We start from the raw sequence: 21,719 nt of genomic DNA on the forward strand, positions 1-21,719 counted from the left end.
CGAGTCCAGGGCGCAGGTTCCGCGCGCGAGCCGCGCGTACAAGGACATCAACCTTCTCGCATTCAAGCTTCTCGCGCCGGGCGGGACGCTCATCACGTTCTCCTGCTCGGGGCATGTCGGCGCCGACCTCTTCCAAAAGATCATCGCTGACGCGGCGCTCGACGCGGGGCGCGAAGCGCGCATTCTGCGCCGCCTCGGGCAAGCGCCGGACCATCCCGTGCTCCTCTCGTTTCCGGAAGGTTCGTATCTCAAGGGGCTCGTCTGTCGTGCCGACTGAGCGGAGAGAAGAGAGCGCGGGCGCGATTCGGAAAGCGGAGCTTCTCCTCCTTCTCGCGGCCGCCATCTGGGGGTTCGCGTTCGTCGCCCAGAAGGCGGCGATGGCGCATCTCGGCCCCTTCTTCTTCAACGGAATCCGGTTCGCGCTCGGAGGTCTGGTCCTGCTCCCTTGGGTCGTGCGGAACCGCGCGCGCCGAGAGGGGACCCTCGTTTCTTCTCAGTCCTCGCTTCTTCCTCTCGGGATCGCCGCGGGGATCGTCCTCTTCCTCGGCGTCTCGCTCCAACAGATGGGGATCGTGCACACGTCCGCGGGGAAGGCGGGCTTCATCACGGGGCTCTATGTTCTCTTCGTGCCGATGCTGGGCGCGCTCCTCGGCCGGCCGGCCGGGCGCCGGACTTGGACCGGCGCCATCCTCGCGACGGCGGGGCTCTACCTTCTCAGCCTGAGGGGACGCGAGGGCTTCGCGCGGGGGGATCTTCTCGTTCTCGCGAGCGCGCTCTTCTTCGCGGTTCATGTTCTTCTCATCGGGCGGCTGTCGGGGGAGAAGCGTCTTCCCGCGATCCCGCTCGCCGCGGTGCAGTACGGAGCCTGCGCGGCGGCGAGTCTCGCGGTCGCGTGTTTCTTCGAGGAGGTCGACCTCGCCGGCGTGCGCAAAGCGGCCGTTCCGATCCTCTACGGGGGGATTCTCTCGGTGTCGGTCGCCTACACGCTCCAAGTCGCCGCGCAGCGGGTCGCGCCTTCGGCGCACGCAGCGATCCTTCTCAGCCTCGAGGCGGTGTTCGCGGCGATCGGGGGAGCGGTCGTTCTCGCCGAGCGGATCCCGCCGCGCGGTCTCGCCGGATGCGCGCTCATGCTCGCCGGGATGCTCGTTTCGCAGAGAGGTGCCTCCGCGGAGGATCCCCGCCCCTATCGCGACTCCACCCAGATCGGCGAGGACCAGGCGCGCTCGTTGGGGCAGTGATTGCCGTCCACCATCGGCGTCGGGTTCTGGAACACCTTGACGCGATAATAAACGGGTGCCGTGACGTCGAGGTCTCGATAATCGAGGTGATCGGTCGCCTGCGCGGCGAGGAGAGCGCCGTTCTTGAGGATCTCGAGGGGAGGAGTTCCGGCGGTCCTCCGTTTCGGTAGGGGACCGGGCTCGGCCGTCCGGAGCCCCGTCGAGAGTTCTCGCGCCGCCGCCTCCGATCCGCTAGAATGTTGCGAGGCCGATTGCGCAGGGACCGAGGCCCGCGGTCGGTTCGGATCATCGCGGGCGGCGGATCGATTGGGAGAACGGGTATCGGATGCGGGCGCTCCTTGGGCCCGCGAAGCCGGCCCGGCCGCTCGTCTTCCCGGCCGGGCGCCAGAAAGGGAGTCGGAGAGAAGATGGCCGAGCGAAGTTCCGCGACGAGAAGTCACGAGCATACGATCGAGATCCGCACGCCGGTTCGGTTCGTGTGGAGAGCTCTCACCGATCCGAAGATGCTCACCCGCTGGTTCGTCGAAGAGGCGGAGATCGAGCCGCGGAAGGACGGGCGCTTCTGGGTTTCCTGGGGAGCGGAGGGGGACGGCGAGGCGCGCATCGACGTCTGGGAGCCGCACAAGAGGCTTCGCCTCGTCTACCTCCCCTTCGAGGGAGCTCCGCCGATGCCGGAGGGCGGGGCGGTGGTCGAGGAGTTCACGCTCGAGGACCGCGGGGATTCGACGGTTCTTCGGCTCGTCCACTCGGGGATACCGGCCTCGCCCGAATGGGACGGCTTCTTCAAGGGGACCGACGTGGGTTGGGAGGACTACCTCGAGTATCTCCGCGATCTGCTCGAGGTCGGCGATGACGAGGAGTTCCCGGAAGCGGACGCGGGAACCGAGTTCCGTTCCGCGGGAACGTCTCGGAGACGAAAAGGAGATGGGAAGGGCGACTAGTCCCAACCCGACGGAAACTCGTCCGGTGTTTTCTCGACCGGGGCAAAGGGGTGCCGGCTCAGACACGCCTCGCGAAGGCCCAATGAGATGCGGGAGCCGAGGCGGATCCGGTTGGGCCGGCACGAGCCGCAAAGGAGGTTCCGATGACGCCGGTTTCGATGAACTATCTCGCGGTTCTCGTCGGCGCGATCGCGAGCGTCGCGATCGGCGCGATCTGGTACCAACCCGCCCTCTTCGGGAACGCGTGGATGCGCGCGATCGGCAAGTCGAAGGAGGAGATCGAGAAGAGCTTCGGCCCATCGAAGATCCTCTGGGCGTTCATCTGCGGGTTCTTCATCAGCTACACGATGGCGAGGCTTCTCTGCTGGACCGGGATGAACACGCTCGGCGGCGGCGTCCTCATCGGTCTTCTCGCGGGGGTCGGGCTCATTGGCGCGACCCTGCTCGTCGATGACCTGTTCGAGGGGCGCCCGCGCCCGCTCTTCTACATCTATTGGCTGCATCACTTGGTCGAGCTCGTCGTGATCGGCGCGATCCTGGGGGCGTGGATGTAGTGTGGCCTGGATGATCTACTCCGTCAGCTTGACCTTGTAGAGGAACGAGCGGCCGGTCTGTGTGGCGCACGGGACCGCGGATCCGGGCGCCGCGGCGCCCACGAGGCGGCCGGTGACGTTCGAGCTGCTATAGCTCTCGATGAAGAAGCTAAGAAGCTTCGCGACGACGACCTTCTTTCGTCCCGGTCCCGCTGCGGTGACCCCGATCGAGGGGTCCATGAGAGGGATCGTGACGATCCGGGGGCTTCTCAAGTAGGCGGAGTCGACGACCTTCTTGTTCAAGCTGTGCCAGCGCGCCTTCGGGTCGAGCGCATAGAGGACGTCGAGCCCCTGCTTCGTCGGTCCGCTCATGCTTCCCGGCTCGATCTGGAGCATGTCTCCCGGCTCGACGACGAAGGATGGGTCGGGACACCCTCCGATCCATTCCCGATAGCGGTTCGCCCCCTCGCCCGGGTTTCCCTTCCCGACGGGAGGGTAGTCGACGGCGTAGTAGTATGAGGGGACCATGCTCTGGCTCGCCGAGCGGATCTTGATCGTGACCTGGACGCCGAGGTCGTCCGGAAGCCGATATCCGGTGAGCTTCGGATCGTAGTACTCGCTCTTGTTCGTCGTCTTGTTCGGGTCGTACTTGTTGTTCTTGTTCGCGTCGTGCCAGCGGTCGGGGGGCGCCCAGGGCTTCGGACAGTTCGTACCACAAACATCGATGTACGAAGCGGAGGCGGTCGCCCGCACATCGATGGTCGCGTTCGCCCGCGGGTCGAGCACTTTCAGGAAGTAAGAGCGGAGCGGGTTCCCGCTCGCTTCTGTCCGCTGGGCGGCCACGCGGATCACCCCGGCTTCGGGGAACGTGATGTCCTCTTCCTCGAGAATGACCGGAGCGAACTCGTTGAAGCGCCTTCCATCCGATCCCTCAAACGCCCGGTTCGCGGCCGCGAGTCGGATCGCCGCGGTCCTCGCGTCCCCCCTCTCCCCGCCCGAACGAGCCATCACGGAGGCCCCCGCGAGCGCGGCGGAATCGGCCGCGTTCTGGAGCTGCGTCTTGGTGAGGAGCATCATGCCGATGTCGATGCTGAGCGCGCCGAGGGCGAGGATGGCCGCAAGCACGATCGCGAGAAGGATGAGGACGGATCCTCCCTCCCCGGAAAGAAGGCTTCTCTCCACCCGCCCACGGTGCGCGGGATCGTACTTCTCGTCCTTTCGATTCGTTTGGAGTCTCATTTCTTCCGTCCGCTCTCTCTCTTCCGCCTTCGTCGATCGGAGATAGTGACCCGTCTCTGTGCGAAATAGGTGCTGTCCCCGGTCTCGTCCCCCTCTTCCGTCTATCGGCAGAAGGGGGGAAGACCCCAAGCATGCTCTCCTAGTGCGCATGTCTCCCCTTCGTGCTAGAATCCCGGTCCGGCGGGGGCGCCGGGCGCCTTCCCGAAACGGTCGAGAAGACGCTCCCGCGACGTCTCATTCAGGAGGTCCATCGATGATCCGAATCGCACGGCTCTTGGCTCTTCTCTCACTCGCGTTCCCGGCGCTCGCGCAAGAGGTCGCCTACGAGAAGTACCGGTTGGAGAACGGGCTCACGGTGATCCTGCACGAGGACCATTCCCTTCCGAGCGCGTGCGTGAACCTCTGGTACCGAGTCGGGGCGAAGGACCAATCGGAAGGCCGCTCCGGTTTCGCTCATCTCTTCGAACACCTGATGTTCATGGGGACCGAACGGATCCCGGAGATCGACGTTCTGGTCGAGGAGGGGGGCGGGTGGACGAACGCATCAACCTCGTCCGACCGGACGAACTACTTCTCCTACGGACCCCGCGATCTCCTCCCGACGCTTCTCTGGATCGAAGCGGACCGAATGGAAGACCTCGGCCGGATGATGACGCAAGAGAAGCTCGACACGCAGAGGGACATCGTCCGAAACGAGCGGCGCCAAGGGGTCGAGATGGAGCCGTACGGCGAGGCGGAGTACCGGATCAGCCAGCACGTCTATCCGCCGGAGCATCCGTACCATATCGACGTGATCGGAAGGCACGAGGATCTTGAAGCGGCGACCCTTCAGGACGTAAAGGACTTCTTCGCGACATTTTATGTGCCGAACAACGCGGCTCTCTCCGTCGCCGGGGATTTCGATCCGGACGAGGTGAAGCCGCTGATCGAGCGGCTCTTCGCGACGATTCCACGGGGCCCCGAGCCGCCGCGCCGCCCCGCCCCGCCCGCAAGGCTCGAGGAGGAGCGCCGCGTCGTCTACTCGGACGACGTCCGCTTCCCGCGTCTCTATCTCGCTTACCCGTCCCCCGCGTATTTCGAGCCGGGAGACGCGGAGATGGACCTCGCGGCCGATCTTCTCGCCTCCGGCAAGTCGAGCCGGCTCTACAAGCGGCTCGTCTACGACGAGAAGATCGCGACGGAGGTTGCGGCGGTTCAGGCGTCCGGGGCGCTCGGCTCCCTCTTCTACGTGGTCGTGACCGCGCGCGAGGGGGTTCCGCTCGAGGAGATCGAGAAGGCGGTGGACGAGGAGATCGGGCGGTTCGTCTCTGAAGGGCCGAGCGCCGAGGAGCTCGAGCGCCAGCGGGCGCAGTGGGAGCGTGGCGCCCTCTCGAGCCTTCAATCGATCGTCCGCAAGGCGGACCGGCTCAACCTGTACGAGTTCTACTGGGGCGAGCCGAACTCCTTTCGAAGGGACCTCGATCGGTACCGGAAGGCGACCGTTGCCGATGTCCGCCGGTGGGCGGAGGGGGTCTTTCGCCCGAACGGGCGCCTCGCGATGCGCGTGCTTCCGGATGAGGAGGCGGCGCTCCGGGCCGCGCGCGACGAGCGTCCCGCATCGATGGAGTCGAGAGCGTTCGACCCCGAGGAGCCCGAGGTCTTCCGCCTCTCGAACGGGATCGAGGTGCGCCATTGGGAGCGGAGCGAGCTTCCGCTCGTCGAGATCTCTCTCTTTCTCGCGGCTGGCGCCGCTCACATGGACGAAGCGAAGGCGGGTTCCGCGAGCCTCCTCGCCGACATGCTGGACGAGGGGGCGGGGGAGCTCGGCGCGATCGCATTCTCCGACTCGGTCGACTTTCTCGGCGCGAGCCTTCGTCCCTACGCGCGCTACGAGTTCTCCGGCGTGCGCCTTTCGGCTCTCGAGAGAAACCTCTCCCAGGCGATCGGTCTTCTCGCCGACGCGGTGCTCCGCCCGCGATTCGACGAAGAGGAATGGGAACGGGTTCGGAGGATTCGCCGTGACGACCTCCTCCGCGCGCTCGACCGCCCGGCGACGGTCGCCTCCCGCGTCGGGATGCGCGCGTACTTCGGGGAAGACCATCCGTACGGGCGGCCGGTCGATGGGACGGTCGAGGATGTCGAGGCGATCGCGCTCGGCGAGATCCACGCGCTCCACGAACTTTTCTACGGTCCGGAAAACGCGACGTTCCTCGTTGCGGGGGATGTGACGAGAGAGGAGGCGCGCGATCTTCTCGAGCGGGCGTTCGGCGGATGGAGCGCGCGCCCCTCGTTCGAGAAAGCGAGTCCCCTCGCGCGGCGCGCGCCCGCGAACGACGCGCTCCGCGTGGTCGTCGTCGACAAGCCCGGCGCGGTCCAGACCGTGATTCGCGCCTATATGCCGGGACCCCTCGCGGATGATCCGGATCGAGTCCGCTACGATCTCTTGAACACGATTCTCGGCGGTTCCTTCACGAGCCGGCTCAACCAGAACCTTCGCGAGACGCACGGCTTCACGTACGGCGCCTCTTCGAGCTACACGATGTCGCCGTCGACCGGCTATCTCTCCGCCAGGTCGGACGTCCAGGCCGAGGTCACCGGGGCGGCGGTTCGCGAGTTCCTGAAGGAGTTCGAGCGAATCCGGGCGGGGGACGTGACGGAAGATGAGGCCGGGATGGCGCGCGAAACGCTTCGCATGGAAAGCATTCAGCAGTTCGAGGGGCTCGGCGGTCTTCTCTGGGCGGCGGAGTCGTGTCTCTGGAGAGGCCTTCCCTTCTCCTCGATCGGGGAGGATCTCGCCGCGATGAGCGCGGCCCGCGCCGAAGACCTGAACGCGCTCGGCGCGCGCGCGGTTCCGGTGGAGAAGGCGCTTCTTCTCCTTCTCGGCGACAAGGCCACGATCGAAGCTGAGCTCGAGGGTTCGGGGCTACCGCGCCCGGAGGAGTGGACCTCGAAGGGCCGGCCGGCCGGAGCCGGGGACTGACCTCGATCCGGCGAGGATCTCTCGGGGTTCTTTCAAGCCGGGGGGCGGTGCAAGAGCTCGCCGGCTCCGAATCGTCCCCGCGCACCGGGCCCGCGGCAAGTCGTCGGATCGAGAGGCCCAGCGCGCTCGGGAACCGGCCGTTTCACCCCCTTGGAGCTCTCTTCTTATCTCATGCTCCCCGCGCTCGCACGCGACGTCGAGACGAGCTTCCTTTCGGGCGACACGCGCGAGAGCGAGAAGGAGGCGATCGAAGAGGCGGAAGGGCTCCTGACGGCCCGCATTGTCGCCCTTATGGAAGGTCGTCTCGAGCAGGCTCCGGCTTCTCATACAGCCAGAGCGTGCCGGCGGGACCCACGTGTCGGATCCGGCGGACGGCGCTCGGCTCCATCCGAAGCCACTCGCGCCAGCCGGTCTCGACCTTCTTCTCGTAGCCGGAGTCGTAGTAGTAGCCCGAGACGACGAAGACCCGGTCGGCGCCCTCCGTCGCGCGCGAACCATGCTCCACGGAAAGGACATTCCCCGGAGGGACCTCGAGTGCGATCGGCTCCCACCCTCCCTTCGTCATGAAGATCCTAAGGTCGAGGCGTCCTTGGGTGTAGTAGGAAACGGGGAAGTAGAGGTAGGGGGAGAGGAAGATGATTCGATCGTCCGCCTCGCATGTCTCGTCGAGAAACGCGGCGAGCTTTCGGGGCGCTTGTTCGTGAGGGTGTCGGATCATCGAGATCGTGTCGAGGCCGAGAAGAACGATGAGAACGCCGAGGACGGCCGCGCGGGGGCGCGGAGCGGTTCTCTCGAGAGCGACCGCGCCCCCCAGCGCGAGAAAGGGCATGAAGGAAGAGAAATACCTTTCCAAGAAGAGCGGTTGAACCGTAAGAGAGATGATCACGACGAGCCCGATGGGGAAGAGAAGCCCGGTCAAAGCGAAGACCGCCGGGAAGCGAAGGTCTCGGGACCGAAGGCCCGCCAGACAGAGGAGAAGAATCGCCGAGAAGACCGCAAGGACGATCCATCCCGGCAGAGGCACGTCCGCCCAGCGGATTGCCGCGCCCGCCGGGTCGAGCGCCGGCTGGAGAAAGCGCTGAAAGTTGAAAGAGACGGTCGGAAAGAACTGGCCGAAGAACCACGGAATCGTGAGGGGAGGAATCCAGAAGCCGGACGCGACCCGGTTGAACTGCGTGCCGATGCCGATCGCCCACGGGAGCATGGAGAGAAGAACAACTCCTTGCGCCGCCGTCCAAGCGCAGAGGCGCCGGAACGGACGCAGTCGCCCGAAAGCGATCAAATTGAGCGAAAGAAGGGGAAGAGCGGCGAAGTAGTGCGTGTTCAGGGCAAGGGATGCGGCGAGAACGTACTTGAGAAGCGCCTTCCTGTCATGCGGACGATTCCAACTTCGGAGCGCGTAGAACGCGCTCGCGATCGAAAGAGTTGCGAGGAGCGAGTAGCAACGGATCTCCCATGAATACTTGAGGTAGAACGTACTTCCTGCGAGGAGGGCCGCCGCCCTGAGTCCTCCTTCTGCGGTGCCGAGGAGTTCGCGGCCGAGGCGATAGAGATACACGATCCCGACAAGGCTCGCGAGAACCGAGGGGATCTCCGCGGCGGTCTGCCCCCCCCCGACCAGGCGGAGATATCCCCACATGAGGATGTAGTGGAGAGGAGGCGTGTTGTCGCCCGAGCGGATGAAACGGAGCATCTCCCCGAAGGGCAGGCTGCATCGGTGAAGGACGATCGCCTCGTCGAACCAGAGGCCGTTTCGCGTGAGGAAGAGAAGCCGTACCGCGAGCGCGACGGTCAGAACGAGACCGAGCAGAAAGATCGAACGCCTGCCGCTTCGGGTTACACGCAAGGTTCACCTCCCGGCCCGCCGCGCGCCGCCGGCCGATTCCCACTCTAGCGAAGTCTTCTTGGAAAGTGGAGAGAGAGTTGAAGAAGACGCGGCCTCTCGAGTCAGTCCCAGACTTTCGGACCCACAGAAGTTGGAATCGTGGAAGGCTGCTTGGGACAGCCGACCACGTGTTCGGAAGAGGCTCTTCAGAGTTCCCCAGCTCGTCGGCTCCGCTCGAATCGGACCGCACATACCGCATCCGACGTCGAACGCGCCGAGGAGTCTCCCGTCCGCTACCAGACCCCCCGGATCCGGGCGCCGCAATCCGGACACGCACCCCCGCGCATCCGGTTCGCTCGGACCGAGTGCCAATCCCTCTCGATGAGAGTCGCGCCGCAACCCGGGCAAGAAGTCGTCTGACCCTCGGCGTCGGCGACGTTTCCGACATAAACGAACGAGAGGCCCTCCTCGCGGGCGATCGAGCGGGCGCGGCCGAGGGTCGCGTGCGGCGTCCGCGGAAGGTCCTTCATCCGATAGTCCGGATGGAAGGCGGTGAAGTGGAGCGGCGTTTCGGCCCCGAGCTCCTCCCGGATCCACGCGCACTCGGCGCGGATCTCCTCCGGCGAATCGTTGAGGCCGGGGATGAGGAGGGTCGTGATCTCGATCCAGACGTCCGTCTCTCTCCGGAGCCAGAGGAGCGTTTCCTTCACCGGCTGGATGCGGGCGAGGGAATACTTCCGATAGAAAGCATCGGTGAACGCCTTGAGATCGACGTTGGCCGCGTCGATGAAGCGAAAGACGTCGGCGCGCGCCTCCTCGGTGATGTAGCCGGCGGTCACCATCGCGTTCTTGAGCCCCGCCGCGCGCGCGGCCCTCGAGCAATCGATCACGAACTCCCCGAAGATGACCGGGTCGTTGTACGTGTAGGCGATCGAGCGGCAGCCCTCGTCGATCGCGATCCTGACGACGTCCCCCGGAGAGGCGCGGACGGTTCGCACGGCGTCCGCCCGCGCCTTCGTCGTCGTCCAGTTTTGGCAGAACTTGCAGCCGAGGTTGCACCCTGCGGTTCCGAACGAGAGGATCGACGTTCCGGGGAGAAAGTGGTTCAGCGGCTTCTTCTCGACCGGATCGACGCCGAAGCCGTTCGGCCGCCCGTAGCCGAGCGAAACGAGCGCGCCCCCGATGTTCTTCCGGATGAAGCAGAAGCCGGCTTGGTCTTCGCGCAGGCTGCAGAAGCGGGGGCAGAGCGTGCAGACGACCCGCCCGTTCTCTTCCCGCCACCAGAGCGCCGGATGCGGGGCGCTTTCCGCTTCGGTCCTCATGCGGCTCTCCCTACCACGGGGCTCATGCATTAACTTAGCCTGAGGCCCATCGCGCGGCCACTCGAAAAGAGCGGAGGTCGGGAGGGAGCATCGCCGGGATCCTCGATCTCTTCCGGCCCTACGTCGAGGGAACGCGGAGACCGGATCGTTGACCCGATGCTTCTTGACGCGCGACGCGCCGGCCCGGTAGCATGAAACCGGTCGGGCGCTCCGAGGTCCGCCTTCGAGGAGGTGCCACGTGTCCACGGCGATCAGGCGATGTGTCTCTTTCTTTCCGATTCTCTTCTTTCTTCTCTCGGCCTGCGCCGGAGCGCCCCCGCTCGAGGACCCCAGCGCAAAGGCGCGCGCGGAAGAGCGGGAGTCCGGCCGGGAAGCGGCCGGAGAAGCGGGCGAAGATTCTCCGTTTCTGGAAACGCTTCAGGTAAATAAAAACGGAGTCGTGACAACCGATATCGATACGTACTACGTAAGAAATATCCGGTTCAACACAGGACACGGTTTCGGGTCGAGCGAGGCGCTGGTCGGGTACTTCCTCAACACCCGCTACGAGATCAAGAAGCGATTTATCAAGCAGCTTCGCGTTCTCGGGAGGATCGGAGCGAGCGAGGCGCTTTCCGTTTCGCACAAGTACGACATGATCGAGGATAAGGACCTCGACTACACCTTCCGCACGGAGATCCGGAAGACCGACGGCGAGACGATCGAGTTCATCGTCCGCATCAACCAGATCGGCGGCGAGCTGCAGGAGGGCGGTTCCTTCCTGTTGACCGGAGACGAGCTGCAGACGCTGCGGAAGATCGTGTTCTACTAGACGGAGGGCTCTTCGCGCCGGCGCGCGGGGGCGAACCGAGGAGGAGCGGCAATGGCCAAGGCGTATCTTCGCATCAACACCGATGTCGGGCGCGAGGTGGACGTCCGTAACCGCCTTCGTCAGGTTCCCGAGGTCCTGAACGCCGACATCACGGCGGGAGAGCAGGACATCATCTGCCTCGTCGAGAGCGGTTCGGTCGATTCGATTCTCGACCTGGTGGTGAGCAAGATTCGGGCGATCGAGGGGATCCAGGGGACCACCACGAACCTGATCCTCGATTGGTAGGAGCTGCGCTCCCTTCTCGCCCGGCCCGATTCGCGATTCGGCACCGGGCGTTCTTGTCTATGCACGGCGAAACCCTCGATACGACGATCGAGAAGCTCGTGACCGGCGGCGCCGGGATGGGGCGGAAGGACGGGGAGGTGGTGTTCGTCCGCGGGGCGCTGCCGGGGGAGCGGGTGAGGGCGCGGATCGTTCGGCGCGCGAAGGGGTTCCTCGAGGCCGCGCTTCTCGAGATCCTCGAGGCCTCGCCGGATCGGGAAGAGCCTCCGGACATGTCTCCCGGCGCGCTCGCGGGGGCCGATCTTTTCTACATGAAGCTTGCGGCGCAGCGGGAGGCGAAGCGGGAGATCGTGCGCGACTGCTTCGCGCGAATCGCGCGGATCGATCTCGGGGAGCGGCTGGAAGGTCCGGAGCCGGCGGGCCCCGCCTGGGGATATCGGAACAAGATCCGGCTCCATCTCGGGCGCGGCGGACGATACGGAATGCACCGCCGAGGGACGCGCGTGGTCGTTCCGTTCGACCACAATCTTCTCATGCCCGAAGTGTTCAACCACGAAGCGCTCCCGTTTCTCCTCGCGCTCCCGCGCGCTCGGCAGGCTCTCGTCCGGCTCGATGGAAAGGGCGGCTTCCTCGTCGATCTCTCCGGAGGGGAAGGGAAACCCGCCTCGTTCGCCGAGCGCGTTCTCGCGCGCATCGGAGAGACGCGCGTTCCCCCGTCCTGTCTCGGCCTTCTCGTAAACGGGGGGGCGGTGTGGGGAGAGGATCATCTCGAGATCCCGCTCGCCGGGCGCGTGTTCCGCGTGCACGCGGAGAGCTTCTTTCAGGTGAACCTCGCGGAGACGGAAGCGCTCGTCCGCCGGATCGCCGCGCGCATGGAAGAGGACGGCCGATCGGCGGACCGGCGGGGGCCGCTTCTTCTCGATCTCTACGGGGGCGTCGGCCTCTTCGCCGCGGCGCTCGGCGATCGGTTCGAGAAGGTCGTGACGGTGGAGAGCGATCGCGTCGCGGTCAGGGACGCGCGCGCGAACCTCGCGCGGGATCCGGAGCTCGCGAAGAGAGGGACCGTCGTCCCGGGTCTCGTCGAGAAGGTACTCTCCCAATGGGCGAGGAGCGGGTTTCCGCATGGAGACCTGGAGAAAGCGGAGGTCGTCGCCGACCCGCCGCGGACCGGGCTCGGCGCATCCGTCATCCGCGATCTCGGGCGTCTCCGCCCGCGGCGGATCGACCTCGTGAGCTGCGATCCGGCGACCCTCGCGCGCGACGCTCGCCTGCTTGAGGCGGAGGGCTACGGGATCGAGCGCGTGCTTCTCATCGATATGTTCCCGCAGACGCCGCATATCGAGACGGTGACCGCTTTCCGTTCCCCGGCATGAGGACTCGCGCCCAGTGGGGAGTCCCCCTGCGTCCTGCCGACCGAGAGGGGAATGCGAAACCGAATCGCCGGAGTCCTTGAAATGAAGAGAACGGAATGACACAATACCTGTCAGACTAGCAGCCTGCCCTGCGACCGCGTCGGCACGTCGAAGCGAGGCAAGCGCAGCTTCCTCCGAGTCGGGATTCTCCCCGTGCTCGAACGTGAGCACGGGTTCTCATGGTTCGCGGTCGGACGGGTGCCCGTGCCTTCGACCGGCCCGGGCGACTCCGAGGAACACATGAGCCCTCTCCCCACGTTCAGGCCTCTTCGCTTTCCCACGGAACGGCCCGGGGTCCGAATCCGACCTCGGGCCGCTCTCGCGAACATGAAGAGCCCTTCCTCGAAGCCCGAGCGCGTTCGCCGATAATCGGCCCTTTCCGTCGGGTCCCCCGGGTTCCGTCGCTCGCAGGTGCGGCAGGCGCGTCGAGGAAGGACGAGGACGTGCGAGGTCGAGAGGGGGCGGAAGGAACCGCCCGCGCTCGACGGACGTTCGGGAAACCTGCCGGCCGACCGGCTCATCAACGAGCACGCTTGCCGGCCGTCCCCGGTCCGAACGCGCTCGAGGCCGACCCCGGCCGGGAAGCCGGGTCGCCCGAGAAGAGGAGGAGTTCCGATGCGTGTTTTTGGGAAGGGGATCCTCGCTTGGGGGGTTCTCGCGATTCTTACTACCACCGCCCCGTGCTTCGCGGGGCCTCTGAACTACACCGCACATACGATCGACGGCGAGCAGGAAGTGCCGCCCAATCCTTCCCCCGCCGTCGGAACGGGAACGTTCGTCGTCGATCCGGATGCGAACACGGTCTCCTATCACATTACGTTCCCGGAAGGGGCTCTCCTCGGAGAGGAGACGGCCGCTGCGATCCACGGGTTCGCGGGGCGCGGCGCGATCGGTCCGGTGCTGCACGCGCTCCCTCTCGGGAGCCCGAAAGTAGGGGGGTGGCACTACGACGAGAGCCAGGAGGACAGCCTCATCTGGAACCTCGCCTATGTGAACATCCGCACGACCGTCTTTCCGGAGGGAGAGATTCGCGGTCAGGTGGATCCGTTCTTCGACCTCACCCTGACTCCCGAGGATGTCCGGTTCACGATCGTCGGGGACTCGGTTCTCGTCGAGATCGACGAAACGGTGTACGCGGGATGGAACGACGACGACAGGAACACCTGGTCCATCACGATCCGCGACTGCGAGGGGAACTTGCTTTCGGACCTGATGGCTGACGAGACTGCCTGGCTTCACCAAGACAAATGCGAGATGTTTTGGGGGGGTCAGCAGTACCATTGCAGGAACAAGCAGGGTGAGACGTGCCCGAATATGGACACGTGGACAAATCACGGATGTAGGAAAACCGTGGAGAATAATGTGGAGGTCTGTAAATGCAAATATACAAGGAATAAGCAAAGCACGCAGGGGCTCGACATCTGCTACGAGACCTGCGTCGTCGTCACGCTCGACGCGTTGAACGCAAGCGTCGAGTGGAGCGAGGAGAACAACTCGGTCACCGTGGTGCCGCAGTGCGAGATTGCGGTCGAGCCGTCGAGTTGGGGTCGGCTGAAGACTCTGTTCCGGTAGGCGGTCCCCGCACGAAAAGGGGACGGTCGTCGCGCGCGCCGGAATCTCCCCCCGGTAAAGCAACAGCGGTCCCCGAACAAGCCTTCCTCCCTTCGAGGCCGCTGTCGAGGAGGGAGCCGCGAGAGATCGTGGGGGGGACCGGGGGAGCGGCTGCGTTTCGGTGGACGAGATCCGCTCCGTCGGAAAGTCGGAAGTGGGCGATCGGCCGGGAAGCGTTTGACGAACGGAGACGGTTGAACTAAACTTGTCATCGTAGACGGTCGGTCGCCGGCCGGATTCGAGGAGCGGAATGAGAACCTTCGCCCGCGGGATCGGTTGCTGTTGTTGTTGTCGTCGCGCGCGCGCCGCGGGAGGGAGGGGCTTGATCTGATTCATCGTTTCTGAAAGGCGAACCGGATCGAGACTTCGACCCGTCGGCGAGGCGCCGGCGGGTTTTTTTCGTCCCCGGCACCGGTTTCCGGCGGCGGCCGCGCGAAGCGGCGCCGCGGGGAGCCCTCGGAAGGAGCTCTTTGCATGGGAACCATCTATTCGGACATCACGAGAACCATCGGGCGCACGCCTCTGGTCGAACTCCGGCGGCTGTCGCCGAAGGGGGGCGCGCGCATTGTCGCCAAGCTGGAGTCCTTCAACCCGCTGTCCAGCGTGAAGGACCGGATCGGCGTGAGCATGATCGACGCGGCGGAGCGCGAAGGACTCATCCGGCCCGGCGAGACGGTGATCGTCGAGCCGACGAGCGGAAACACCGGGATCGCCCTCGCCTTCGTGGCGGCGGCGAGGGGGTATCGGCTGATCGTGACGATGCCGGAGACGGTGAGCCTCGAGCGGCGAAACCTTCTTCGGCTCTTCGGCGCCGAGGTGATCCTCACCCCGGGCGAGAAGGGGATGACCGGCGCGGTGGAGAAGGCACGCGAGGTCGCCGCGGAGACGCCCCATTCGTTCATCCCTCAACAGTTCGAGAACCCGGCGAACCCCGCGATCCACCGCGAGACGACCGCCGAGGAGATTTGGGCCGACACGGACGGGAGCGTCGACATCATCGTCTCCGGGATCGGGACGGGGGGAACGATCACCGGGTGCGGAGAGGTTCTGAAGCCGCGGCGCCCCTCGCTCCGCCTCGTGGCGGTCGAGCCGACGGAGTCCCCGGTGCTGTCGGGCGGAAAACCGTCCCCGCACAAGATCCAGGGGATCGGGGCGGGGTTCGTCCCGAAGATCCTGAACCGAAGCGTGATCGACGAGATCCTTCAGGTATCGAGCGACGAGGCGTTCGCGGCGGCTCGGCGAATCGCGCGCGAGGAGGGGATCCTCGCCGGGATCTCGTGCGGCGCGGCGCTCGTCGCGGCCCTCGAGGTCGCAAGGCGTCCCAAGAACGCGCGGAAGCTACTCGTCGCGATCTTTCCGGACACGGGGGAGCGCTATCTCTCGACGGCGCTCCTCGAGGTCGCGGAGAGCGCGGCGGCGCGAAAGGAGTAGGAAGATGACGGAGCATGTGGAAACGGCGCCGGCCGTGCGCGCGAGGGAACGGCCGAAATCGCTCGACCGTCTCGCGGAGGACGTTCGGACGATCTTCGAGAAGGACCCTGCCGCGCGAAGCGTCCTCGAGGTTCTCTTCTGCTACCCCGGTCTCCACGCGGTCTGGATCCACCGCCTCGCGCACCGGCTCTGGAAGTGGAGGCTGCGCTTCGCGGCGCGGCTCCTCAGTCACGCGAGCCGCGCCCTCACCGGAATCGAAATCCATCCGGGGGCGGTCATCGGGAGACGTTTCTTCATCGATCACGGAATGGGCGTGGTGATCGGAGAGACGACGGAAATCGGCGACGACGTCGTTCTCTACCAAGGGGTGACCCTCGGCGGCACGAGCCTCGAGAAGAAGAAACGCCATCCCACGCTCGCGCGAGGGGTCGTTGTCGGGGCGGGTGCGAAAGTGCTCGGGGCGCTCCGCGTGGGTGAGAACGCGCGGATCGGCGCGGGCGCGGTCGTCGTGAAGGATGTCCCCCCCGGAGCGACCGTGATCGGAATCGCGGCGCGCATTCTCGGGTGCGGAAGACCGGACGGCGAGGATGCGGTGAAGGTGGACCTCACCGAAAGCCGGGGCGATCACGACGTCCGTGTGCTCGAGATTCTTCTCGATCGAGTGCACGAGCTCGAGAGCAAGCTGGGGAGGCGGAGCGACGCCGAGAAGCACCATTGAGCCGCGCCGACTCGCGGAGGGGCGGGCGACGGAGCCGACTCGAACGTGGAAGCGAACTCCCGCTTCTACTTCCTCTCGAGGAAGGCGAGGACCGAGTCGCGCTCCGCAGGGGTGAGTCGAGCCCGCTCCGCGTGGAGCTCCAGGAACCTCTCCCAGGACGAGGACGGTTTGGACGCGGGATCGCCCAAGGCATGGCACGATCGGCAGCGTGATGTGTAGAGCCGGGCGCCTTCCGATCCGTCCCCGATCGGACGGGAGCCCGCGCATGCGCACCACACGATCACGAGCGCCGAGGCGAAGAGCGCGGCGATGGTGGCGGCGATCCGGAGGCGCGCGGCCGGCCGGCTCACAGATCCAAGCCGAGGATCGCGCGGGCTTGGAGATCGCTCGAGTGATCGTTCAGACCGAACCCGAGCCCGACCGTGTAGAACCACCCCCAGCGCGCGATGGAAAGAGTAGGACCGGCGTAGTGCGGGAGATCGCCGTCGACGACGAGCTTTCCGAAGATCTCCGCTCCGACTCGGATCACGGGATGCGGCTCAAAGCTCGCACCGAACGCATAGCCGGTCTCCCACACGGTTCCGGGGGCGAACTTCACCTCCTCGATCAGGTTGAGGGCGAGGTTGAACCGTCGGACGTCGCGCGCGAGGATGAGCTTCCCCTCCAGCTTGTTCGGCAGAGTGAGATCGCGGGGCCTGCGATACTCGAAATAGAGGAGCGGATCGACCGGACGGAGTCCGCTCTCTCCGATACGGTACCGCGTCCGGATCTGGAACGAATCGTATCGAAACCCTCCTTCCGCCGGCTGTTGGAAGATCTGGTAGAGCGAGACATCCCACCGCTCGGTGAGTCCCGCTTCGAGCTCGATCCGGTGCTCCCACGAGGTTTCGCCGACGTTGTCGAGATCTCCGGTCTTGCTCGTGAGGTAGTGCTCGAGCTCGGTTCCGCCCGGCGGCATGGTATGGTATCCGTACGTCCAAACGTAAGGACGCCGGTCCGCGTGGGCCGTGAAGACTGTCCCTGCGAGAAGCAGCGCGACGGCCGCGAGCCTGCTCGTCGAGAGCGGATTCTTCGGTCTCCGGTTCCGTTCTCCGTTCATTTCGTTTCCTTTCCTTCCCCCGCTGCGTGTTCGAGAAACGCGGCAAGCCGCCTCAGCGTGTCCGAACTCACCACGTGCTCGATCGCGCACGCGTCCCTGTCCGCGGTTTTCTCGTCCACGCGAAGAACCTCGACGAGGAAGCGGCGCAGAGTCGTGTAGCGTCGATCGACTGCGCGGGCCGCGCGCCGGCCCCGCGAGGAGAGGCGGACCGAGCCGTACGAGTTGTGCAGCACCAACTTCGCGGCCTTGAGCGACCGGATCGCCTCGGAAACGCTCGGCATGCGAAGACCGAGCGTCTCCGCGATAGCGCTCACGCGCGCCGCGCCGTCCGCGTCCTCCGTGCGGAGGATCGTCTTCAAGTACATCTCCATGCGGGGGGAAGGTTTCTCGGCCACCTCGTCGCCTGCCTAGAAAGTTAGGATACCCGAACATTGTTCGAGGACGGGCTGTTCGTGTCAAGCAGAATCGGCGAAGCGGAATCGGTACCTGATACCTTGCTTCCCGGAACCGGGAGAATAGGTATCCGATACGCCGGTCGAGGGGCTCGGTGTCCGATACCCTATTCCGGTCGGGTGTTCGGAGTCCCTCGAGGGGGCGCGCCGGTCTTCTTCCCATCGTCCCCGGTCTTGACTCGCGATCCAGGAATCGACTCGATCCGCTCGAGAAACTCCTTCGAACCCAAAGGGCGACCACTCAAGGTCTCTCGGCGGATCGTGGCGATCGACTGGTCATCATCTGGGTAGGCCAGCCATTCGGCCCAATTCTCGATGACCCCCGGTGGAGGAAACTCCGGGGAGCAAAAGGTCTCGGGCGACAGACCGCAGTGCGTAGGGGCGCTGGACCAGCAGTACATCTCCGCTCGGGCGACGATTCCTGCCCGGACGGGGTTCCGTTCGACGTATCTCACCGCCGACCAAAGATGTCGTTCGTCAAGTCCGCAGGAATAGTATCGTGCCTGCCAGACATGACCCGTAACTCCGGCGCGGCTGTTCTTTCTGAACGCGTACAGCCGGTGCGCGTCGTGGATGGACAGAGCGATGGACCGGATATCACAGGGAACGACAACGAGATGCACATGATTTGTCATCAGACAGTAGGACCAGATGGCGAGACCGTGCCTCACAGCATAGCGGTGGAGGAGCTCAAGGTAGAAACGCCGGTCGTCGTCCGTTTCGAAGATGTCCCTCCCCTGGTTTCCCCGTTGAGTGACATGGTGGGGAACTCCCGGTATCACCGTTCGAAGTGGTCGCGGCAAGATGACCTCCTGATTCCCGGCGTTTCCTTGCCCGTGTCTTTTCGGTGTCTTTTCCGTATCTGTCTTTTCCGTATCCGATACCTTCCGAGAAAGGTATCCGATACCTCTTGTACCTGTGGAAGCTCGGGAGCAAGAGATGGGCCCGGTCTCCGCGCTGCAAAATCAGCGGTTACATGGTCAGGGAATGGGATCGCCGCCCACGGCGTAGCCAGCGGGAGGCCTAGAGCGGATCCGCGGTATCAGGTACCAAGCGGCTTCGGGTATCAGGTACCGAGCTAGATCCAAAGCTCGAAGCCGAGGCCGGGCCTGTCGGTCGGGTAGAGGACGCCGTCCTTGAGGATCACGGCGCCGTCGGCGGGGTCGCCGACGAGGTCGAGGTGGCCGTCGAGGTCGCAGTAGGCGACGTTCGGCCGCGCGAGCGCGAAGTGAAGTCCCGCGGCGATCCCGAGCGCCGACTCGTCGAGGCATCCGACCATCACCTCGAGCCGCGCCGCGCGCGCCACCGCGTTGATGAGGAGCGCCTCGCCGATCCCGCCCACCTTCATGAGCTTCACGTTCACCATGTCGACGAGGTCCCGCCGCGCGAGGCGGAACGCGTCGCGGAACGTGCGGAGCGATTCATCCGCCATGATGGGGAGCGCCACGCGGCTCGTCACGTGTCCGAGAAGATCCGGTTCGCTCTTCGGCGTCGGCTGCTCGATCAGCTCGAGCTTCGCCGCGCGCGTCTTCTCGACGAAGCAAAGCGAGTCCTCCACCGTGTAGCCTTGGTTCGCGTCGAAGCGGAGCTCGACCTTGGGACCGACCGCCTCGCGCACCTTGAGCACCCGCTCCGCGTCCTCGTCGACCGAGAGGCCGCCCTTGATCTTCAGCGAGCGAAACCCGCGGCCGACGGACTCGCGCGCTCGTGCGACCGTCTCCTCGAGCGGGAGAATCCCGATCGTGATGCTCGTCGGGAAGCTCCTCCGGAAGCCGCCGAGCAGCTTCCAGAGCGGGAGCCCCGCGCTCTTCCCGAGGATGTCGTGGAGCGCCATGTCGATCGAGGCGAGCGTTGAGCGCTTCATGGCGAGGTGCGGCCGGAGCGCCTCGAGCCGCTTCGTCGTCCGAAGCGGGTCGGTCCCCTTAAGCGTCTCCTCGCCGATCGTGCGGATCGCCTCGAGCACGTCCTCCGGCGTCTCGCCCGTCACGTGGAGATCGGGCGCCGCGCAGCCGAACCCGGTCACTCCCGTGTTCGTTTCAAGTCTCAAGAAAACGTTGGTCGTGGTCTCCACCGTCTCGTACGCGATCGTGTACGGGACGGCGAGCTTCATCGCGACCGGCCACGCCTCGATCCGAGTGATGCGCATGGGGGAGAGTCTAGCACGCGGCGGCGGGCCCGGCCATCCGCGCGCGGACGAGGACGGAAGCCACCCGCCGATCGAAAGGAGAAGCCGCGGGCCGTCGGCGTGGTCCTTCTTCTTCGAGACGATTTGTTTGACGCGCGAGCCCTCGCCTGCGAAAGTAGAAGAGCCGACACGCTCTTCCGGCCGAAAGCCTACGCCGTTCGCTCCCAGGAGGTGCCGTTGTGAGCTTCTGCACTCGGATCGCCGCTCTCCTTCTCTTGCTCCCTTCCATCCACCCGCCAACGCCGAGGTCCCCACCGCGCTTCTTATCGAGGGAGGACCCCTTCCCGGGGCCCCGCCCGGCCACACGATCCAATCTCTGAACAACACGGCGGTGAGCCACGGCATGAGATACGCCGTCACGGTGAACACGACGGACGGTCTCGTCACCAGAAGCCATGCGTGGGGAGGGAACTTCCCGTGCGCCGGAACGGTGCTTCGGACCGAGTCATCGATCGAGCAGTACAGGCAAAATTCCTTCGAGTCTTTTTTCGGGATCTCGAACGCGCTCGAAGTCGCCTACAGCCCGATCTGCGACGACACGGTGAACGGGTTCACCTCTCTTGACGCGGTCTATCTCGATGACACGAAGGTGATGATCGAGCGCGAGCCCTACCCGCACCTCGCGGGGAAGTACTGGAGCTTCGGGAGCCGGCCCGGGGCGACGGCGGCGGGTGCTCCGCACTTCGTCGGCGGGATCACGAGCACGCCCGGAGGAAGCACGCAGAACCGAGGGCTCTTCTACGGCTTCGGGACGACGCCGCTCCTTCTCGGAGGTTGGTCGCTCGTCGGGCTCCCCGACACGCTCGGCCACAATTCCCCCACCTTCGACTACCGCGTCTCCGCGAGCGGCAACCACTTCATCGCGAATGTTCAGACGATAACCGGATCGTCGCTGAACGACGACCATGTGGTGATCGACGGAGCGGTCGTCGTGATCGACGGTCTTCCGGTCAGCGAGAACGGGCCGGTTCCGGCGTCCGCGGGGGGATTGCTGAACGAGCTCTGGGACAACTTCGACTTTATGGGGATCACGGACGCCGGGCGATGGATGTTCACCGGCGACACGAACGCAAATGTCGCGCTCGACGAGGTGGTTGTGATCGACGGCCGGATCGCCTATCGCGAAGGAGACGTCTTGGACGGCGAGGTCCTCGCGGGGGCGATCGAAGGGGCGTACATGAACGCGGACGGGGACGTCGCGTTCATCTGGGACATCCAAGGAGGCGCGATCGAGGCGCTCTACCTCGACGAGCAGCTGCTCGTGCGCGAGGGAGACCCGGTCGACGTGAACGGCGATGGCTTCGCGGATGCCGGAACGGCGCTGACCGACTTCACCGGGATCAGCGCGCTCACGCTCAGCGATCGCGACCCGGTGGACGGGAGCGTTCGCGTCTACTTCACGGCGGATTTCGACTACCCGCCGACGGCGATCGCCGGAACGCCCTCCGAGCTGAGCGAGCCGGCGCGCGCGGTCCGTCCCGAAGCGCTCGGGCTCGTCGGGGACGAGATCGATGCGCGCGAGAGAGAAGCGTCCGGCGGCCGTCTCGTGCTGGAGGGCTATTTCGTCGTGGTCGCGTTCCCGAGCTTGACCGGCGTGGCGAGCCCGGCGGCGAACGGGTCGCATCCGGTCTCCGAACCGCTCCTTTCCGTCTCGCCGAACC

19 protein-coding genes and 1 pseudogene are annotated in these 21,719 nt (G+C 65.6%); 12 read left to right on the forward strand and 8 right to left on the reverse strand.

Annotated features, from left to right (window positions below):
* The 4 genes and pseudogenes from FJY73_09635 to FJY73_09650 form a co-directional block, all read left to right on the forward strand.
* A partial coding sequence (locus FJY73_09635; protein MBM3320923.1) for a 23S rRNA (cytosine(1962)-C(5))-methyltransferase RlmI occupies nucleotides 1–277 on the forward strand: 277 nt, incomplete at its 5' end.
* Between the two features lie 31 nt (nucleotides 278–308).
* Nucleotides 309–1,238 (forward strand): annotated as a pseudogene (locus FJY73_09640) (DMT family transporter).
* A 407-nt stretch (nucleotides 1,239–1,645) separates the two neighbouring features.
* On the forward strand, nucleotides 1,646–2,179 hold the full coding sequence (locus FJY73_09645) for an SRPBCC domain-containing protein (GenBank protein ID MBM3320924.1): 534 nt from the start codon (nucleotides 1,646–1,648) through the stop codon (nucleotides 2,177–2,179).
* A gap of 143 nt (nucleotides 2,180–2,322) precedes the next feature.
* Nucleotides 2,323–2,733, forward strand: coding sequence for a DUF1761 domain-containing protein (locus tag FJY73_09650; protein MBM3320925.1), 411 nt, complete (start codon nucleotides 2,323–2,325; stop codon nucleotides 2,731–2,733).
* A gap of 15 nt (nucleotides 2,734–2,748) precedes the next feature.
* Here FJY73_09650 and FJY73_09655 read toward each other — a convergent pair whose 3' ends face one another.
* A complete protein-coding gene (locus FJY73_09655) occupies nucleotides 2,749–3,951 on the reverse strand; it encodes a hypothetical protein (GenBank protein ID MBM3320926.1) in 1,203 nt (400 codons plus the stop codon).
* Nucleotides 3,952–4,204: 253 nt separating this feature from the next.
* Here FJY73_09655 and FJY73_09660 point away from each other — a divergent pair, with 253 nt between their 5' ends.
* Nucleotides 4,205–6,910, forward strand: coding sequence for an insulinase family protein (locus FJY73_09660; GenBank protein ID MBM3320927.1), 2,706 nt, complete (start codon nucleotides 4,205–4,207; stop codon nucleotides 6,908–6,910).
* 289 nt (nucleotides 6,911–7,199) lie between these two features.
* On the opposite strand, the gene FJY73_09665 is transcribed toward FJY73_09660, so the two are convergent.
* Nucleotides 7,200–8,756 carry a glycosyltransferase family 39 protein gene (locus FJY73_09665; GenBank protein MBM3320928.1) on the reverse strand — a complete coding sequence of 519 codons (1,557 nt, stop codon included), beginning with the start codon at nucleotides 8,754–8,756 and terminating at the stop codon, nucleotides 7,200–7,202.
* 272 nt (nucleotides 8,757–9,028) lie between these two features.
* Complete coding sequence (amrS, locus tag FJY73_09670) at nucleotides 9,029–10,057, reverse strand: AmmeMemoRadiSam system radical SAM enzyme (GenBank protein MBM3320929.1); 1,029 nt, start codon at nucleotides 10,055–10,057, stop codon at nucleotides 9,029–9,031.
* A 439-nt stretch (nucleotides 10,058–10,496) separates the two neighbouring features.
* Between amrS and FJY73_09675 the strand changes: the two genes are divergently transcribed.
* From FJY73_09675 to cysE, 6 genes are all read left to right on the forward strand, one after another.
* Complete coding sequence (locus tag FJY73_09675; protein ID MBM3320930.1) at nucleotides 10,497–10,868, forward strand: hypothetical protein; 372 nt, start codon at nucleotides 10,497–10,499, stop codon at nucleotides 10,866–10,868.
* A 51-nt stretch (nucleotides 10,869–10,919) separates the two neighbouring features.
* Entirely contained in the window at nucleotides 10,920–11,153 is a 234-nt protein-coding gene (locus tag FJY73_09680) for an Lrp/AsnC ligand binding domain-containing protein (protein MBM3320931.1), read from the forward strand.
* A 59-nt stretch (nucleotides 11,154–11,212) separates the two neighbouring features.
* Nucleotides 11,213–12,523, forward strand: coding sequence for a class I SAM-dependent RNA methyltransferase (locus FJY73_09685; GenBank protein ID MBM3320932.1), 1,311 nt, complete (start codon nucleotides 11,213–11,215; stop codon nucleotides 12,521–12,523).
* A 654-nt stretch (nucleotides 12,524–13,177) separates the two neighbouring features.
* Complete coding sequence (locus tag FJY73_09690; GenBank protein MBM3320933.1) at nucleotides 13,178–14,134, forward strand: CHRD domain-containing protein; 957 nt, start codon at nucleotides 13,178–13,180, stop codon at nucleotides 14,132–14,134.
* Nucleotides 14,135–14,647: 513 nt separating this feature from the next.
* The gene (gene cysK, locus FJY73_09695; GenBank protein ID MBM3320934.1) at nucleotides 14,648–15,604 is read left to right on the forward strand and encodes a cysteine synthase A; all 957 of its coding nucleotides are present in this window, start codon (nucleotides 14,648–14,650) and stop codon (nucleotides 15,602–15,604) included.
* A gap of 4 nt (nucleotides 15,605–15,608) precedes the next feature.
* Nucleotides 15,609–16,322: a serine O-acetyltransferase gene (cysE, locus tag FJY73_09700; protein MBM3320935.1), complete on the forward strand. Its 714-nt coding sequence runs from the start codon at nucleotides 15,609–15,611 to the stop codon at nucleotides 16,320–16,322.
* A 65-nt stretch (nucleotides 16,323–16,387) separates the two neighbouring features.
* On the opposite strand, the gene FJY73_09705 is transcribed toward cysE, so the two are convergent.
* The 5 genes from FJY73_09705 to FJY73_09725 form a co-directional block, all read right to left on the reverse strand.
* Nucleotides 16,388–16,672, reverse strand: coding sequence for a cytochrome c (locus FJY73_09705; GenBank protein ID MBM3320936.1), 285 nt, complete (start codon nucleotides 16,670–16,672; stop codon nucleotides 16,388–16,390).
* Complete coding sequence (locus FJY73_09710) at nucleotides 16,669–17,421, reverse strand: hypothetical protein (GenBank protein ID MBM3320937.1); 753 nt, start codon at nucleotides 17,419–17,421, stop codon at nucleotides 16,669–16,671. The genes FJY73_09705 and FJY73_09710 overlap by 4 nt, the downstream gene beginning before the upstream one ends.
* Nucleotides 17,418–17,792 (reverse strand): metal-dependent transcriptional regulator, encoded by a 375-nt coding sequence (locus FJY73_09715; GenBank protein MBM3320938.1) that lies wholly within the window; start codon nucleotides 17,790–17,792, stop codon nucleotides 17,418–17,420. Before FJY73_09715 ends, FJY73_09710 begins: the two co-directional genes overlap by 4 nt.
* 188 nt (nucleotides 17,793–17,980) lie before the next feature.
* Nucleotides 17,981–18,676, reverse strand: a complete 696-nt coding sequence (locus tag FJY73_09720; protein ID MBM3320939.1) for a transposase — start codon at nucleotides 18,674–18,676, stop codon at nucleotides 17,981–17,983.
* A 275-nt stretch (nucleotides 18,677–18,951) separates the two neighbouring features.
* On the reverse strand, nucleotides 18,952–20,019 hold the full coding sequence (locus tag FJY73_09725) for a dipeptide epimerase (protein ID MBM3320940.1): 1,068 nt from the start codon (nucleotides 20,017–20,019) through the stop codon (nucleotides 18,952–18,954).
* A 382-nt stretch (nucleotides 20,020–20,401) separates the two neighbouring features.
* Here FJY73_09725 and FJY73_09730 point away from each other — a divergent pair.
* Nucleotides 20,402–21,719: hypothetical protein (locus FJY73_09730; GenBank protein MBM3320941.1), on the forward strand; the 1,318-nt coding region annotated here is incomplete at its 3' end.

Source organism: Candidatus Eisenbacteria bacterium (assembly GCA_016867715.1).
Taxonomy (GTDB): Bacteria; Orphanbacterota; Orphanbacteria; order Orphanbacterales; family Orphanbacteraceae; genus VGIW01.

Excerpts from the sequence above, each read along its gene's own strand:
- FJY73_09650 (MBM3320925.1), top strand. The coding sequence starts at position 2,323 with ATGACGCCGGTTTCGATGAACTATCTCGCGGTTCTCGTCGGCGCGATC.
- cysE (MBM3320935.1), top strand. The coding sequence starts at position 15,609 with ATGACGGAGCATGTGGAAACGGCGCCGGCCGTGCGCGCGAGGGAACGG.
- FJY73_09645 (MBM3320924.1), top strand. The coding sequence starts at position 1,646 with ATGGCCGAGCGAAGTTCCGCGACGAGAAGTCACGAGCATACGATCGAG.
- FJY73_09680 (MBM3320931.1), top strand. The coding sequence starts at position 10,920 with ATGGCCAAGGCGTATCTTCGCATCAACACCGATGTCGGGCGCGAGGTG.
- FJY73_09685 (MBM3320932.1), top strand. The coding sequence starts at position 11,213 with ATGCACGGCGAAACCCTCGATACGACGATCGAGAAGCTCGTGACCGGC.
- FJY73_09655 (MBM3320926.1), bottom strand. The coding sequence starts at position 3,951 with ATGAGACTCCAAACGAATCGAAAGGACGAGAAGTACGATCCCGCGCAC.
- FJY73_09660 (MBM3320927.1), top strand. The coding sequence starts at position 4,205 with ATGATCCGAATCGCACGGCTCTTGGCTCTTCTCTCACTCGCGTTCCCG.
- FJY73_09690 (MBM3320933.1), top strand. The coding sequence starts at position 13,178 with ATGCGTGTTTTTGGGAAGGGGATCCTCGCTTGGGGGGTTCTCGCGATT.
- cysK (MBM3320934.1), top strand. The coding sequence starts at position 14,648 with ATGGGAACCATCTATTCGGACATCACGAGAACCATCGGGCGCACGCCT.
- FJY73_09715 (MBM3320938.1), bottom strand. The coding sequence starts at position 17,792 with ATGGAGATGTACTTGAAGACGATCCTCCGCACGGAGGACGCGGACGGC.
- amrS (MBM3320929.1), bottom strand. The coding sequence starts at position 10,057 with ATGAGGACCGAAGCGGAAAGCGCCCCGCATCCGGCGCTCTGGTGGCGG.
- FJY73_09710 (MBM3320937.1), bottom strand. The coding sequence starts at position 17,421 with ATGAACGGAGAACGGAACCGGAGACCGAAGAATCCGCTCTCGACGAGC.
- FJY73_09725 (MBM3320940.1), bottom strand. The coding sequence starts at position 20,019 with ATGCGCATCACTCGGATCGAGGCGTGGCCGGTCGCGATGAAGCTCGCC.